General features: G+C 28.9%; 21 protein-coding genes. All 21 read left to right on the plus strand.

Annotated elements, in window-relative coordinates:
- The first annotated feature begins 46 nt into the window (after positions 1–46).
- Positions 47–481, plus strand: a complete 435-nt coding sequence (aroQ, locus tag BUB33_RS01240; protein ID WP_072971999.1) for a type II 3-dehydroquinate dehydratase — start codon at positions 47–49, stop codon at positions 479–481.
- A 19-nt stretch (positions 482–500) separates the two neighbouring features.
- Entirely contained in the window at positions 501–1,058 is a 558-nt protein-coding gene (efp, locus tag BUB33_RS01245) for an elongation factor P (protein WP_072972002.1), read from the plus strand.
- Between the two features lie 40 nt (positions 1,059–1,098).
- On the plus strand, positions 1,099–1,437 hold the full coding sequence (locus BUB33_RS01250) for a CD1247 N-terminal domain-containing protein (protein ID WP_072972004.1): 339 nt from the start codon (positions 1,099–1,101) through the stop codon (positions 1,435–1,437).
- A 103-nt stretch (positions 1,438–1,540) separates the two neighbouring features.
- Positions 1,541–2,524, plus strand: coding sequence for a stage III sporulation protein AA (spoIIIAA, locus tag BUB33_RS01255; RefSeq protein WP_072972008.1), 984 nt, complete (start codon positions 1,541–1,543; stop codon positions 2,522–2,524).
- 5 nt (positions 2,525–2,529) lie between these two features.
- Complete coding sequence (locus BUB33_RS01260; RefSeq protein WP_072972011.1) at positions 2,530–3,054, plus strand: stage III sporulation protein AB; 525 nt, start codon at positions 2,530–2,532, stop codon at positions 3,052–3,054.
- A 12-nt stretch (positions 3,055–3,066) separates the two neighbouring features.
- Complete coding sequence (gene spoIIIAC, locus BUB33_RS01265) at positions 3,067–3,261, plus strand: stage III sporulation protein AC (RefSeq protein ID WP_072972014.1); 195 nt, start codon at positions 3,067–3,069, stop codon at positions 3,259–3,261.
- A 23-nt stretch (positions 3,262–3,284) separates the two neighbouring features.
- Complete coding sequence (spoIIIAD, locus tag BUB33_RS01270) at positions 3,285–3,671, plus strand: stage III sporulation protein AD (protein WP_072972018.1); 387 nt, start codon at positions 3,285–3,287, stop codon at positions 3,669–3,671.
- Positions 3,672–3,682: 11 nt separating this feature from the next.
- Positions 3,683–4,843: a stage III sporulation protein AE gene (gene spoIIIAE / locus BUB33_RS01275; protein ID WP_072972021.1), complete on the plus strand. Its 1,161-nt coding sequence runs from the start codon at positions 3,683–3,685 to the stop codon at positions 4,841–4,843.
- 8 nt (positions 4,844–4,851) lie between these two features.
- Positions 4,852–5,469 (plus strand): stage III sporulation protein AF, encoded by a 618-nt coding sequence (spoIIIAF, locus tag BUB33_RS01280; protein WP_072972023.1) that lies wholly within the window; start codon positions 4,852–4,854, stop codon positions 5,467–5,469.
- 1 nt (position 5,470) lies between these two features.
- Positions 5,471–6,055, plus strand: a complete 585-nt coding sequence (locus tag BUB33_RS01285) for a sporulation stage III protein AG (protein WP_072972026.1) — start codon at positions 5,471–5,473, stop codon at positions 6,053–6,055.
- 12 nt (positions 6,056–6,067) lie between these two features.
- Positions 6,068–6,688: a SpoIIIAH-like family protein gene (locus tag BUB33_RS01290; protein WP_072972030.1), complete on the plus strand. Its 621-nt coding sequence runs from the start codon at positions 6,068–6,070 to the stop codon at positions 6,686–6,688.
- Positions 6,689–6,751: 63 nt separating this feature from the next.
- Positions 6,752–7,156, plus strand: coding sequence for an Asp23/Gls24 family envelope stress response protein (locus BUB33_RS01295; RefSeq protein WP_312906942.1), 405 nt, complete (start codon positions 6,752–6,754; stop codon positions 7,154–7,156).
- 59 nt (positions 7,157–7,215) lie between these two features.
- Complete coding sequence (gene amaP, locus BUB33_RS01300) at positions 7,216–7,764, plus strand: alkaline shock response membrane anchor protein AmaP (protein ID WP_072972035.1); 549 nt, start codon at positions 7,216–7,218, stop codon at positions 7,762–7,764.
- Between the two features lie 15 nt (positions 7,765–7,779).
- Entirely contained in the window at positions 7,780–8,016 is a 237-nt protein-coding gene (locus BUB33_RS01305) for a DUF2273 domain-containing protein (protein ID WP_072972037.1), read from the plus strand.
- 33 nt (positions 8,017–8,049) lie between these two features.
- Entirely contained in the window at positions 8,050–8,457 is a 408-nt protein-coding gene (nusB, locus tag BUB33_RS01310) for a transcription antitermination factor NusB (RefSeq protein ID WP_072972040.1), read from the plus strand.
- Positions 8,458–8,475: 18 nt separating this feature from the next.
- Complete coding sequence (gene xseA / locus BUB33_RS01315; protein ID WP_072972044.1) at positions 8,476–9,699, plus strand: exodeoxyribonuclease VII large subunit; 1,224 nt, start codon at positions 8,476–8,478, stop codon at positions 9,697–9,699.
- Positions 9,689–9,922: an exodeoxyribonuclease VII small subunit gene (gene xseB / locus BUB33_RS01320; protein WP_072972047.1), complete on the plus strand. Its 234-nt coding sequence runs from the start codon at positions 9,689–9,691 to the stop codon at positions 9,920–9,922. The genes xseA and xseB overlap by 11 nt, the downstream gene beginning before the upstream one ends.
- Positions 9,923–9,924: 2 nt before the next feature.
- Positions 9,925–10,785, plus strand: a complete 861-nt coding sequence (locus BUB33_RS01325; RefSeq protein WP_072972050.1) for a polyprenyl synthetase family protein — start codon at positions 9,925–9,927, stop codon at positions 10,783–10,785.
- 708 nt (positions 10,786–11,493) lie between these two features.
- On the plus strand, positions 11,494–12,090 hold the full coding sequence (locus BUB33_RS01330) for a hypothetical protein (protein ID WP_072972054.1): 597 nt from the start codon (positions 11,494–11,496) through the stop codon (positions 12,088–12,090).
- A 20-nt stretch (positions 12,091–12,110) separates the two neighbouring features.
- Positions 12,111–12,908, plus strand: coding sequence for a TlyA family RNA methyltransferase (locus BUB33_RS01335; protein ID WP_072972058.1), 798 nt, complete (start codon positions 12,111–12,113; stop codon positions 12,906–12,908).
- Positions 12,909–12,934: 26 nt separating this feature from the next.
- Positions 12,935–14,641, plus strand: a complete 1,707-nt coding sequence (recN, locus tag BUB33_RS01340) for a DNA repair protein RecN (protein ID WP_072972061.1) — start codon at positions 12,935–12,937, stop codon at positions 14,639–14,641.
- Positions 14,642–14,720 lie beyond the last annotated feature (79 nt).

A 14,720-nucleotide genomic window follows, 5' to 3' on the forward strand; every position in this document is an offset into this window, starting at 1 on the left:
TAATACAGACTGATATAATAAAGTGGAAAGTGGAGGAAATTTGATTATGAAGGTACTTATTATCCATGGTCCAAATCTAAATCTCTTAGAAAAGCGAGATAATTTTATATATGGTGGTAAATCCTTGGAGCAAATTAATGAACTTATTAGGAATAGAGCCATGGAGTTGGACATGGATGTTGAAATTTTTCAATCAAACCATGAGGGAGAGATTGTGGACAAAATTCAGGATGTTATAATATCTAGATATTCAGGTTTAATTATTAATCCAGGGGGATTTACCCACTATAGCATAGTAATTAGGGATGCTATAGAAATGCTGGAAGTTCCCGTAATAGAGGTTCATCTATCTAATATCTCTGGAAGAGAAAACTTCAGAAGAGAATCTGTTATAGCTCCTGTTTGCACTGGACAAATATCAGGTTTAGGGTCTATTAGTTATTTAATAGCTATGGATGCCTTAAAATTATTGAATAAGTAGAACATAGGAGGGTAAAAATATGATATCAGCAAGTGATTTTAGAAAGGGTATAACATTTGAAATGGATGGAGATGTATATCAAATAGTTGATTTTCAACATGTTAAACCTGGGAAAGGAGCAGCTTTTGTTAGGACAAAGATAAAGTCTGTAATGTCTGGAGGAACTAAAGAGGTAACATTTAATCCAACAGAAAGATTTCCAAAGGCTCAGATTGAAACTAAGGAAATGCAATATTTATATAATGATGGGGAATTGTATTATTTTATGGATACTGAAACCTATGAGCAGCTGCCATTAGAGAAGGAAGCTGTAGAAGATGCAATGGTTTATTTAAAAGAAAATGATAATGCTACTATTAGATTTTATCATGGAAAGGCTTTTGAAGTAAATGCACCAAATTTTGTTGAATTAGAAGTTACTGAAACTGAGCCAGGTGTAAAAGGAGATACTGCTTCAGGTGCTAATAAACCAGCTACTGTAGAAACAGGTGCAGTTATAACTGTTCCTTTATTTGTGAATATAGGAGATATAATAAAGATAGATACAAGAACTGGTGAGTATTTATCAAGAAAATAGGTAATAATGTTTTTAAAATATAAAATTAGGAGGGTTAAGAATGGAATATTTAATACAAAAAGTTTCTTATTTAAGAGGGTTAGCAGATGGTTTAGGAGTTGACGAAAGTTCCAAAGAGGGTAAATTATTACTTCAAATAGTAGATGTATTAGAAGAATTTACTGACGTATTAAATGAAACTATTGAAAATCAAGAAGAATTAGAAGAATATGTAACATTTATTGATGAGGATTTAGCAGATGTAGAAGATGAGATATATGGAACTGACGAAGATTATGATGAAGATTATGATTATGATGATTTTGATTTTGATGATTTTGATGATTTCTGCGATGATGAAGATTGTTGTTGTCATTGTGGAGAAGAAGACGAAGAATAATTTATTAAAAGATTCTAAAGCTAAAAGCTTTAGAATCTTTTTTTTATTTTTTGGAATATATAGATTGTACAATCATAGAATTTATATAAAGGAGGGACAGGTTGTGTTAAAAAATTCTAGGATATATGATTCTGTGATTCAAAATTTATGTGGAGAACTAAATACTGTACTAGCCCAAATTCCTTCTAAATATAAGGGAAAGGTAGAAGAAATAAGACTTCGAAATGGAGGCCCACTGACCATTTCATATGAATCTAAAGATTATTTCATTTCTACAAATGGTAGCGTTAGTCTTACTCCATCTAATGCAATGATTATTAGAGAAGAACATATTAGAAATACATTTCAAATAATTAGCAATTATTCAGTATATGCATATGAGGAGGAAATTAGGAATGGATATATAACTATAAAAGGAGGTCATAGGGTAGGGATTGGCGGCAAGATAATATATGGATCAAATGGACTTGAAACTATAAAGAATATTTCATCCCTAAATATAAGAATAGGAAAAGAAATTCTAGGAGTTTCTGACAGTATTATTCCTTATTTAGTAAAAATCCCTAGAATATTTTATAATACATTAATTGTGTCACCTCCCCAATGTGGAAAAACAACTTTATTACGAGATATAGTTAGAAATTTAAGCAATGGATTTAGTCTACTAAAGGCTAATGGTTTTAAAGTAAGTATAGTAGACGAAAGATCAGAGATAGCAGGAATGTATAAAGGAATAGCACAAAATGATATTGGCATCAGAACTGATGTTTTAGATGGATGCTTAAAATCTGACGGCATTATGATGGCAATTAGAGCCTTATCACCAGATATAATAGCTGTAGATGAAATAGGCAGTAAAAAAGATGTGGAGGCGATTAATGAAGCTTTGAGAGCTGGGATAAAACTTATTGCAACCATTCATGGAAGTAATCTAGAAGAGGTAATGAGGAAATCTAGTATGAAGGAATTATTTGAAGAAAAGGTATTTGAAAGATTTATTATACTTGATAGATCAAAGGGTGTTGGTAGTATAAAAGAGATAATAGATGGTTATAGTTTTAAACCTATTTATGAATTAAAAGGGTGATTTATATGGTTTTATTAAAATTGATATCTACATTTTTTATTTTTTTAACTTCTAGTACAATAGGATATCTTTATGGAAAAACTTTCTCCTCTAGATTTGAAAATTTAATATATTTAGAACAGTGTATTAAGATTTTGGAAACTGAAATTGTATACGCTGCAACTCCATTACCAGAGGCTTTATCTAATGTATTCAATAAAGGTAAAAAAAAAGTATCATATATATTTGATGAAATTAAAGAAAACTTATTTCTAAATAAAGAAGGAGGAGTATATAATAGTTTCTTGTCAGTTGAAAATAAACTATATGAGGAGCTTTATTTACAAAAAGAGGATGTAGAAGTTTTTTTATCTTTAGGTAGGGTTTTAGGAACATCAGATAGGAAGGATCAACAAAAGAACTTCGCATTAATTTTAAATCAAATTGATACCCAAATTTTAGAGGCAAAGATAGAAAGAAATAAAAATGAAAAATTATATAGAAGCTTAGGCATTATAACTGGAGTGGGGATAATAATTTTATTAGTGTAGGGGAGGAAGGATATGGAAGTAGATTTAATTTTTAAGATTGCTGGATTAGGCGTAGTTATAGCTGCTTTAAATATAGTTTTAGATAAGTCAGGAAAAGAAGAATATGCTTTTTTTACTACATTACTGGGTGTAGTTATTGTGCTAGGAATTGTAATTAACTTAATTAGCAAGCTTTTTGACAATGTAAAAGTGTTATTTAGATTATAATACTTTGTTAAGGGGAATGTAAGATGGAAATTATTAAGATAGTAGGCATAGGAATTGTAGCTACAGTACTTATTATTATTTTAAAAGATATAAGACCAGAGTTTTCTTTATTTATAAGTCTATTAACTGGTGTCATTATTTTTTCTATGATTTTAGGTGAATTATCTTATGTAATAGGAACTCTAAATACTTTAGCTAAAAGAGTAAATGTAGAATTTGCATACTTCTCTACAATTCTTAAGATAATTGGCATGGCCTATATAGTAGAATTTGGAGCACAAATATCACGAGATGCTGGAGAAGAAGGCATAGCAATGAAAATTGAGCTAGGAGGGAAAGTACTAATTATGGTTCTTGCTATTCCCATACTCTTAGCTCTTATGGAACTAATTATAAAAATACTTCCTTAAGGGTGAAACATATGAAAAAAATCTATTTTGTTATTCTTATTGTATATCTAATAGTATTTGGAGTTGGAGTTTATGCTGATAACGGCAGCTCATTTATAATAGATGAGCAAATGGATATTTTAAATATTAGTGATTTAGAAAATATTATAGAAAATACCATAAGGGAAAATGAACTTTTACCAGAATTTAATACTAAAGAGTTTCTTAGGAATCTGGTAAAAGGAAATATTTCTTTTAATCCTAAGGACATTGTTAGAAATATATGGTTAGTATTCTTTAAAGAACTAAGACTTTCATTAATTTTATTAGCTAAAATACTTATCATTACATTAATTTCTTCAATACTTACCAATCTTCAATCTACTTTTGAAAATGCTTCTGTTGCAGAATTAGCAAATTATATTTCTTATGTTCTAATAGCAATTTTGGTAATAAGTAGTTTTGACCAAGTTATGGATCTAGCAAGGAATACTGTTGATAATATGGTAGGATTTATGCAGGTAATACTTCCGATTTTACTTACATTACTTACTGCAGCATCTGGACCTAATACCAAAATGTTATTTCATCCAATGATACTTATGACAGTAAATTTTATTGGGATTTTAATAAAGACCATAATTTTACCTTTGATTTATTTCTCATTTATCATAAGTATAATAAGTAATATTTCAAATAGAATGGAGTTTAGTAAATTATCTGAACTGGGAAGACAAGTGATAACATTTATAATATCTGGAGCACTGACTTTATTTATAGGAATAATTACAATATATGGTTTGGGAACTAAAATGGATGGCTTAACCATAAGAACAGCAAAGTTTGCTATAGATAAATTTATTCCCATTGTTGGCGGTTTTTTATCTGATGCTGTTGAGGCAGTAGTAGGTTGTTCTGCAATTCTAAAAAATGGTTTAGGAGTAATTGGGCTTTTAATTTTATTATTTATATGTATTTTACCTATTATTAAGATTTTAGTATTATTATTTGCTTATAAACTAATCTCTGTTGTTATACAACCAATAGGTTCGAGTAATTTAGTGGAATTTTTTAATCAAGTAGGGAAATCACTATTACTCATTTTAGTTAGTCTTATATCCACTGGAACAATGTTTTTTATTACTATAACCATTATTGTAGAAACAGGAAATAATTTACTAATGTTAAGGTAGGTGAATTTATGTACATCATATCTTTTATAAGTACTTGGCTAAAGGATATAGTTGTTTTATTTATACTTATTTCAATTGCAGAACTTATCATGCCTAAGGGCAATATGAAAAAGTATATTAATATGGTAATAGGGTTATTGATCATATTTACAATTATTAGTCCTTTTGCAAAGTTGTTAAAATTAAACTTTAATTTTGAGCAGTCAGTTTTTAACTATTCTAAGCCAAATACATTTAAAGGTATAGAGCATAATGAATTCTATACTCAGCAGGAAAAGCAAATAGAAAAAGTATATAAAGAAAAGATATCCAATGAAATATCAGGACTGATTGAAGAAAAAACTGACTATAGGGTAGTAGATATTATAGTTGAAATAATAGATGGAGAGGAAAACTATGGGGATATAGACTATTTAGATATTAGCATATGTGAAAATGATAAAAATATAGATGAAAATAAAATATTTATCGAAAAAATAAAATCTGTTGAAATTGAGAACAATGTATCAGAACAAGAAATATTAGATACTGAGTATGGGGAGTTAAAAGAGCTGATTTCTGCTAGTTATTCAGTAGATAAAAATAAGATAAATATAAAAATGTATAAAAAGGGGAAAGGTGAATAAAATGAACGAAATCCTAGATAAGATAAAAGATGCCCTTACTAAGATGAATAACAAAAAGTTTATTAATAATTTATTCATAATATTGCTTATATCCATCATATTTTTAATTGTAGCTAATGTTTTTTTTGGATCAAAAACTAAAAGTATAGATAGGGCTACACATAATTATATACAAGATGTTAATAGTAGCTTAGAATCTGACTATAGTAGTTATTTGGAAAAAAAATTAGTTGATATTTTAAGTAAATTAAATGGAGTGGGTAAAGTAAGTGTTATGATAACTTTAGAAAATAGTGTAGAAAAGATTACTGCTACAAACACGACAAAGACTACAGAAAATACTTTAGAGAATGATTCAGAAGGAGGGACTAGAGAGATACATAGAGAAGATTTAACAACCCAAGTGGTAACTAAAGGCAATGATGGCTCATTGCTAGTAGTTAAAGAAATCAAACCTACTGTACAAGGAGTTATTGTAGTAGCAGAAGGTGCTGATGATCCTAAGATAAAGGAGATGCTTTACAATGGTGTAAAGACTGTATTAGGAATAAAGGGTAATAAAGTTCAAGTATATTCAAGTAAATAAGGGGGAATAATTATGTTTAAAATCAAGAGACCTGCTATCATAGGCTTATTAGTTGTATTATTAGTTTTTACTGGATATTTAAATCATCAACTAACACAACAAGCACAAAGAAAATCATCAAAGGATTACCAAAATCACGAACTTATGGAAATGACAAAAAATCAAGAATCTAATGAAGAATTAGAAATAGTTAAAACCGATGACAATATAGATATAATTGATTCTGCTAAAAATGAAGGGAATGAGGCTTTGGAAACAATGTATACAGAGGCAAGTAAAGATGGAAAAAATTACTTTGTTGAATATAGACTTTCTAGAGATAAGTTAAGAGCTTCTTTAATAGATAGATTAGATGTTATCACTAATAATTCAAACACTGCGGAAGATGTAAGGAAAGAAGCACAAAGAGAAATAATGAAGCTTGGAAATAATTCAGAGAAAGAGCTGCAAATTGAGGGATTAATAAAAGGCAAAGGTTTTGAGGATGCAATTGTGTTTTTAACAGATAAGGATATAAAAATAGTTGTATCAACTAATGAGCTAAGTGAGCAAGATATGGTAAAAATTCTTGATATAGTAAAATCAGAAACAAATTATGATAATAATAATATTAAAATAATGAAAAAACAATAGAAATGTTTGTAAATGATATTATCCTCTGATATAATAGCTTTAAGAACTTATAGTTGTATGGAGGTGTTAATTTTGGTAGATAATTATAATGATGAGAATGTTGAACATGGTACTGTAAAGATTTCAGATGATGTTGTTGCGATTATTGCTGGAGTAGCTGCCACTGAAGTTGATGGAGTAGCAGGGATGAGTGGAGGTATTACTGGCGGCATCACAGAAATGTTAGGTATGAAGAATTTATCTAAAGGTGTAAAAGTAGAAGTTGGAGATAAAGAAGCTGCTATAGATTTATATATTATTGTGGAATATGGTTCCAAAATTTCAGAACTTGGTGAAAAGGTACAGGAAAATGTTAAAAATACAGTAGAAACCATGACAGGATTAAACATTGTAGAAGTAAATGTAAATATTCAAGGTGTGAATATTCCAAAGGAGAGAAAAATAGAAACAGAACCTAGAGTAAAATAGTATATTTACCCTCTGTAAGTCAGAGGGTAATTTTAAATACTGAGAGAGGAGATATACTTATGAAAATCATAGATAGATTAATTATTGTATTATTTTCCCTATGTATATTAATATTATCATTTTGTATCATTGTTATCCCTTTTAATATTCCAGGGTTTTTATCAGTGGATAATATTGTTGCTATAGTTAGGAATATAAATAAAAATTATTATTATACTTTAGCAGGTCTAATTTTCTTTATGGCTAGTATAAGAATTATTTTTTCAGGATTTTCTAGAAAAGAAACTAAATCTTTGGATTCATATTTAATTACTAGAAATGAATTTGGTGAAATAGTTATTTATTCCAATACAATAGTTGGATTAGTAGAGAATATAGTTGATAAATTTTCGGGTATGAATAATATTAAAATCAATGTAAATTTACCTGATGGACAAGTTCATATTGAGCTTATTGGTGATGTTTCACCTGATATTAATATTCCAGAGGTTACTAAAGAGTTGCAGGCTATGGTAAAGGAATATGTTGAGAATGCAACTGGAGCTAAAGTTACTGAAGTAAAGGTAAAAGCAAACAATGTATCAAGACCTAATAGGGTGATAAAGTAAAATGGGGTGTTATCTGTGGGGAAACAAATACTACGGGAGCTTTTAGAATTAATTAATGAAAACAGAGGGAAGTTTTTTGGTGCTTTTTTAGGGTTTTTATTGGGCGTTATAATTCTTATCATTGGTTTTTTTAAAACTTTGTTTATTTTTATATGTACTTGTATAGGATATACTATAGGGAATAAATCTTATAAAAACATTAATTTTAGAGAATTGCTGGAAAGGATACTTCCTCCAAGTGGTAGAAATTAATATATTAAAGTTTTATATTTTTAGGAGGGAAAAATGGGAAGAAAACAGGCAAGAGAAGGAACAATGAAAATACTCTATCAAATGGAGGTAAATGATGATTTTTCTGATGAGGCACTAAATATATATTTTAATAATTTTTCTTTTGAAGAGTTGGAAAAAGAATATATATTAGATGCTATGACAAAAATAAAAGAAAATTTAGATTCTATTGACAAATATATTGAGTTATACTCTCAAGGATGGAATTTGAATAGATTAGCAAAAATTGATTTGGCAGTTTTGAGAATTGCTGTATATGAAATTCTTTATAGAAAAGATATACCAGTTGAAGTATCCATTAATGAAGCAATTGAAATTGTAAAGAAATATAGTACAGAGGAATCTTTTAGATTTATCAACGGAGTATTAGGTGGGGTTGTTAGAAACATTGATAAGAAATAAGCATTATGGAGGTAGGATATGGATATAAGACCTCTAAAAGTGAGTGAAGTAAATACTTATATTAAAAGGGTTTTTTTAAGTGATATGATTTTATCTAATTTAAGTATAGAAGGTGAAATATCAAATTTTAAACATCATTATAGTGGTCATATGTATTTTAATCTTAAAGATGAAAAGGGAAAAATTAAGTCAGTAATGTTTAGGACTGATAACGAAAAACTAAAGTTTAATCTTGAGGATGGAATGAAAGTTGTAGCAACTGGATATATTTCCATATATGAAAAAGAAGGGGATTATCAGTTTTATATCAGGCATATTAAAGAGAGTGGATTGGGGGATTTATATAAAGCTTTTGAAGAATTGAAGAAAAAATTAGAGGCTGAAGGGATGTTTTCAGAATCCAATAAAAAGCCCATACCATTTATGCCAAAAAAGATTGGAGTTGTTACTTCCTCTACTGGTGCTGCCATAAGAGATATTATAACTGTTATTAGAAGGAGATTCCCTCCATGCTGTATATTTATATATCCATCTCTAGTACAGGGGTTACAGGCACCTAAGGAAATTTGTGAAGGACTTATTTATTTAGATAGTAGGAATGATATAGATCTAATCATTACTGGCAGAGGTGGAGGCTCTATAGAGGAACTTTTTGCATTTAATGATGAACAACTAGCTAGAACTATTTACAAATTAAAAACTCCAATTATATCTGCCGTAGGCCATGAAGTAGATTTTACTATTGCAGATTTCGTTGCAGATTTAAGAGCTCCAACACCATCAGCAGCTGCAGAACTTTCTGTACCAGACATTGAGCATTTAACTAATGAATTAGAATCTAAATATAAGAGGTTAATTAGAAATATATATAGTACTGTAGATGGATATAGGACACAAATAGATTATTTAAATAGGAACCTTAAATTTTCTAATCCAACGAATCAGCTGAAAGATAAAAGGCAAGAAATTGATAATTTGTTTAAGGATTTAAATTATGTAATGGAAAAGAAAATTGGAGATAAACTAAATCAATTATCAAGTTTGAAAAATAGCCTTAATATGCTAAATCCACGTCTAGCTTTAGATAGGGGATATGGTATTTTGACTGACAATAAAGGCAAACTTGTTAAATCTATAGACAATATTGTAGTAGATGAAGAAATTAATATATTATTAAAGGATGGTAAAATAAAATCCATAGTAAGAGGTGTTGATAAGGGGGAATCATCAGATGAAAAATAAGAAATTAACTTATGAAGAAGCTATTTCTCAGTTAGAAGGTATATTGAAGGAGTTAGAAAGTTATGACTGCACCCTTGATGAGTCCATGGATAAGTTTAAAAAAGGAATTGAATTATATAATTATTGTAATGAATTATTATCTGAAAAAGAAGGAGAAATTAAAATTTTATTAAAGGATAATAATGAAGAGATGACAGAAATGGATTTCCCAGTGGAGGTATAGAAATGAAGGACGAACTAAAAAGCTTAACTAATATTATTGATGTGGAGCTTAATAATATACTTGAAGATAAGAATGGTTATCAGAAAAGAATTTTTGAGGCTATAGACTATAGCTTATTTACTGGAGGAAAAAGGCTAAGACCTATAATGGCTATAAAGTCTTATGAGATGTTTAAAAAAGATATTGAGGAGATAATGCCTTATGCAATAGCTATTGAAATGATACATACATATTCTCTTATACATGATGATCTTCCAGCTATGGATGATGATGATTTTAGAAGAGGCAAGCCAACTAATCACAAGGTATTTGGTGAAGCTATGTCAATATTGGCTGGTGATGGTTTATTGAACCTAGCCTTTGAGACTATATCAAATCATATGGAATGTTCTAAAACAATAAATGAATATAGAAAACATGTTAGAACCCTAAAAGAAATTAGTAGATATTCAGGTATATATGGCATGATTGGAGGGCAAGTTGTTGACCTATTATCTAATCATGATAATATGACAGAAGAAAAGTTAATATTTATGTATAAGACTAAAACTGCTGCCTTAATACAATCAGCTTTAGTTTCAGGTGCTATTATGGGAGAGGCAACAGATATGGAAATTGAATTTATTAGGGAATTTGGATTTAATCTTGGATTAGCTTATCAAATTAGAGACGATATTTTAGATATGGAAGAAGATTCCGATATAAAAAAATTAACTTATTTGACATTTCATGACATTAACAAGGCTAACTCTGCAGTTAATGAATATAGTAAAAGAGCTATTGAATCCTTGAAAAAGCTAAAATACAAAGATATTAGCTTTTTTATTGAATTAACTGAGGAGCTAGTAAATCGAAATAGATAGTAGAATATAAATTGAATTTTGATATTAAATATGCTATAATATTTTTAGCTTGAGTGGTACAGTATTCTAGTCAGCACAACTATTCTAGAGGGCGGGGCTAAAAATCCGTCGAAGGGCATATCGATGAAGTTCCTTGTCTTGGCTTGCGACGCCCAGTCGTGGGTCATCACAGGGAGTAAGAGGGATGGGGCGATCTGCAATGGCATGCAGGCGATGACCCTACTCTCGTGGAGACATAATAGATTTGAAAAAATCTATTATGATAAACCTGCTATGTATATCTTACTAAAAGCAGAGTAGCCTGCCTTGAGTGAAATATGGCGGATGATAAGTTCAACTTAAGATATTGAAGGGCCCGATATATTTTAAGTTCTGTTATCGAAACCTATTTTGCAAAAGAGGCTAAGGAATAGAATGGCTGTTGAGGAAAACTCCTAGACTGTTCTAAAAAAGAGGTAGATTGTGGATTACAGTGCGGACTAAGTGGCAATCCAGTTTTATCTTTGGCGACAAGATAGTAATAAAATTAAAGGGAAACCGCTGTTATGGCGACAGACAGTTTTTATTAGGGAAATCCTGCTGGACCTAAAGCCGTAAGATTTACACAGTTTACTACCACTCTTATAGCTGATAGCTTGTAGCTATCAGCTTTTTGTGTATTACTGTTTATTATTTTGTATAAATAGTCATGGAGGGAATAATTAATATATGAATAAAAAAGAGGATGAGGGGATTTCTGTCAAGTATAATTTAAAATGGGTTTTTTTTATAAGTATATGGACATTTCTTATGTCTATTGTAGTGTCTATTATTACTGAAAATTTAGTAAAAAATTTGGATATTGCAATGGCTTTTATTGTTTTGATAATAATTATTATGATAGGAATTATATTTGACATTATTGGTATAGCTGTAACTACGGCAGAAGAAAAACCATTTCATGCTATGGCGGCGAACAAAGTAGAAGAAGCAAGATTTGCGATAAAACTTGTTAGAAATGCAGGACAAGTATCAAATTTTTGCAATGATGTTATAGGAGATATTAGTGGTATCTTATCTGGTGCAGCAGGTACTACAATAATATATAAATTAATAGATAGATATGATTTGAGAAATGGAACAATATTTACAATAATTATCACCTCATTAATAGCTGCATTTACTGTAGGGGGCAAGGCTTTTGGAAAATCAATAGCCTTATTTAACTATGAGAAAATTATTTATAGTATAGCTAAGATATTAAATTTTATTGAAAAAAGTTTTGGAATAGATATATTTCCCAATAAGAAAAAAAATAAAAAGTAATTAATTTGGAGAGATGATAGGTGAAAAAAAGGGCAGATATAATTCTATATGAAAAAGGATTAGTTGATTCTCGGGAGAAAGGAAAGAGAGTCATAATGGAAGGTTCCGTATTTATTGGAAATATTAGGGTTGATAAACCTGGAGAGAAATTAGATGAAAATGCTCCAATTACTATTAAAGAAAATCCTAATATATATGTTAGTCGTGGTGGTTTAAAGATAGAGAAGGCCATTAATAAATTTAATTTATCTTTACAAGATAAAATAGCTATGGATATTGGTGCTTCTACTGGTGGATTTACAGACTGTATGTTGAAGAACGGAGCTTCTAAAGTCTTTGCTGTTGATGTAGGATATGGACAATTGGATTGGAAACTAAGAACTGATTCCAGAGTAGTTGTTATGGAAAGAACTAATATTAGAAATGTAACAAATGAAGATATCGGGGAAAGTATTGACTTTATTTCAATAGATGTATCCTTTATTTCTCTCCGTTTGGTTTTACCTGTAGCTAAAAGACTATTAAGTGAAAAAGGGGAAATTGTAGCTTTAATAAAGCCACAATTTGAGGCTGGCAAAGATAAAGTGGGAAAGAAAGGAATTATTAGAGATAGTAATATACATTTTGATGTAATAAAAAACATGATGGATTTTTGTCGTGAAATTGATTTAGGTATTTATGGATTAACGTATTCACCCATAACTGGTGCAACGGGAAATATTGAATTTCTTATTTATTTGAAAAACGACTTTAATAGTGTAGTAAATGATGAATCAATTCTTGCAGTTATTGAAGAAGCTCATAGTACTCTTAGTTAAATTCTATTAATTTGGAGGTTTTTTATATGCTAGTTGAGTTAAATATTAAAAATTTTGCAATTATTGAGGAGTTAAAAATAAATTTTACTAAGGGATTAAACATTATTACTGGAGAAACAGGTTCTGGTAAATCTATTTTAATAGAAGCCATTGGAATTATATTAGGATCCAGATCTAATAGAGAATTTATACAATCGGGATATGAAAAGGCCATATTAGAAGGAGTATTTTATATAGAAGAGCCTTCTAATATAATGCCTTTATTAAGAGAATATTCTATAGATATGGATAAGGATAATCTTTTGATTATTTCTAAAGAAATTTATTTAAATGGACCTAGTTTATCTAGAATTAATGGAAGAAATGTTACTTTAAATATGTTAAAAAGCATAACAACGAAGTTAGTTGATATATTTGGTCAACATGAGCATCAATCTTTATTAGACTCTTCTAATCATGAGATTTTGATAGATTCCTTCGGAGATATGGAAATGATGGAATTAAAATCAAGAATAAAGGTATATTATAATGAGTGGTCAAATGAAAGAAAAAAATTAGAAAAATTATCTATGGATAGTAGTGAGAGAGATAGAGAAATAGATATATTGAGATTTCAAGTTCAAGAAATAGAAGAAGCTAAACTTAATAAGAACGATGATTATAATATAGAAAATGAATATAAAAAATTAGCTAATATTAATGAAATTGTTCATTCCATTGGTCAATCATTAACTTGTATAAATAATGAAAGTTTTGGTTCAGCAAGTATTTTTGATTTAATGAATAAAAGTATTTCCCTTATAAACAATGCTAAAAAATTTGATGAAAAGCTTACAGGTTTACATAAACGATTTGAAGGAATTAGTTATGAATTAGAGGATATATATATAGAATTAAAAGATTATTTATATAGTATAGATATAGATACTGAAAGATTGAATTTTTTAAGTGAAAGAATTAATCTTGTAAATAAATTGAAGAAAAAATATGGAAATACTATAGATATGATTTTAGATTTTAGAGATAAATGTCAAGAGAGGTTAGACGAATTACTTAATTTCGAAAAAGAATTTGAAAAAACCAATAATAGAATATTAGAATTAGAAAAAAATCTTGAAATATATTCCACAAAACTATCATATAAAAGAAAAGAAATATCTAAAAAATTAGAAAAGAGCATTAAAGAAGAATTAACAGAATTAAATATGACAAAGGTGGATTTTAAAGTTGATTTTAATAAAAAGTCTGAATTCACTTTATGTGGACAAGATAAAATAGAGTTTCTTATATCTACAAATGTAGGTGAAGATTTAAAACCTTTATCAAAAATTGTATCTGGTGGAGAAATGTCTAGAATAATGTTAGCTTTTAAAAGTATATTAGCCTTTTTTGATAAAATACCTACTATGATATTCGATGAAATTGATACTGGAATTTCTGGTAGGACAGCTCAAATTGTAGGTGAAAAGATATATGCTATATCAAAGGGACATCAAGTTATTTGCATTTCGCATCTACCACAAATTGCTGCCTTAGCAGATGGTCATTACGTTATAAATAAAATAGATTCAAAAGGTAGAACGAAAACAGTTGTTTCTAGATTGTCAGATAAGGAAAGGATCGAAGAAATGGCGAGATTATTAGGAGGTGTGGATCTAACAGATACTACTATTAGACACGCTTCTGAAATGATTGAAATGTCTAAAAAATTTAAAATAAAAAAAGTGTTTTGATTTTAATCAAAACACTTTTTTATTGGTAAAACTTAAATCCATTGACATTTAAAAATTTTTTAATGTAGAATAATTAATC

Origin of the sequence: Tissierella praeacuta DSM 18095 (genome assembly GCF_900128955.1) — a bacterium.
GTDB classification, from domain to species: Bacteria; Bacillota; Clostridia; order Tissierellales; family Tissierellaceae; genus Tissierella; species Tissierella praeacuta.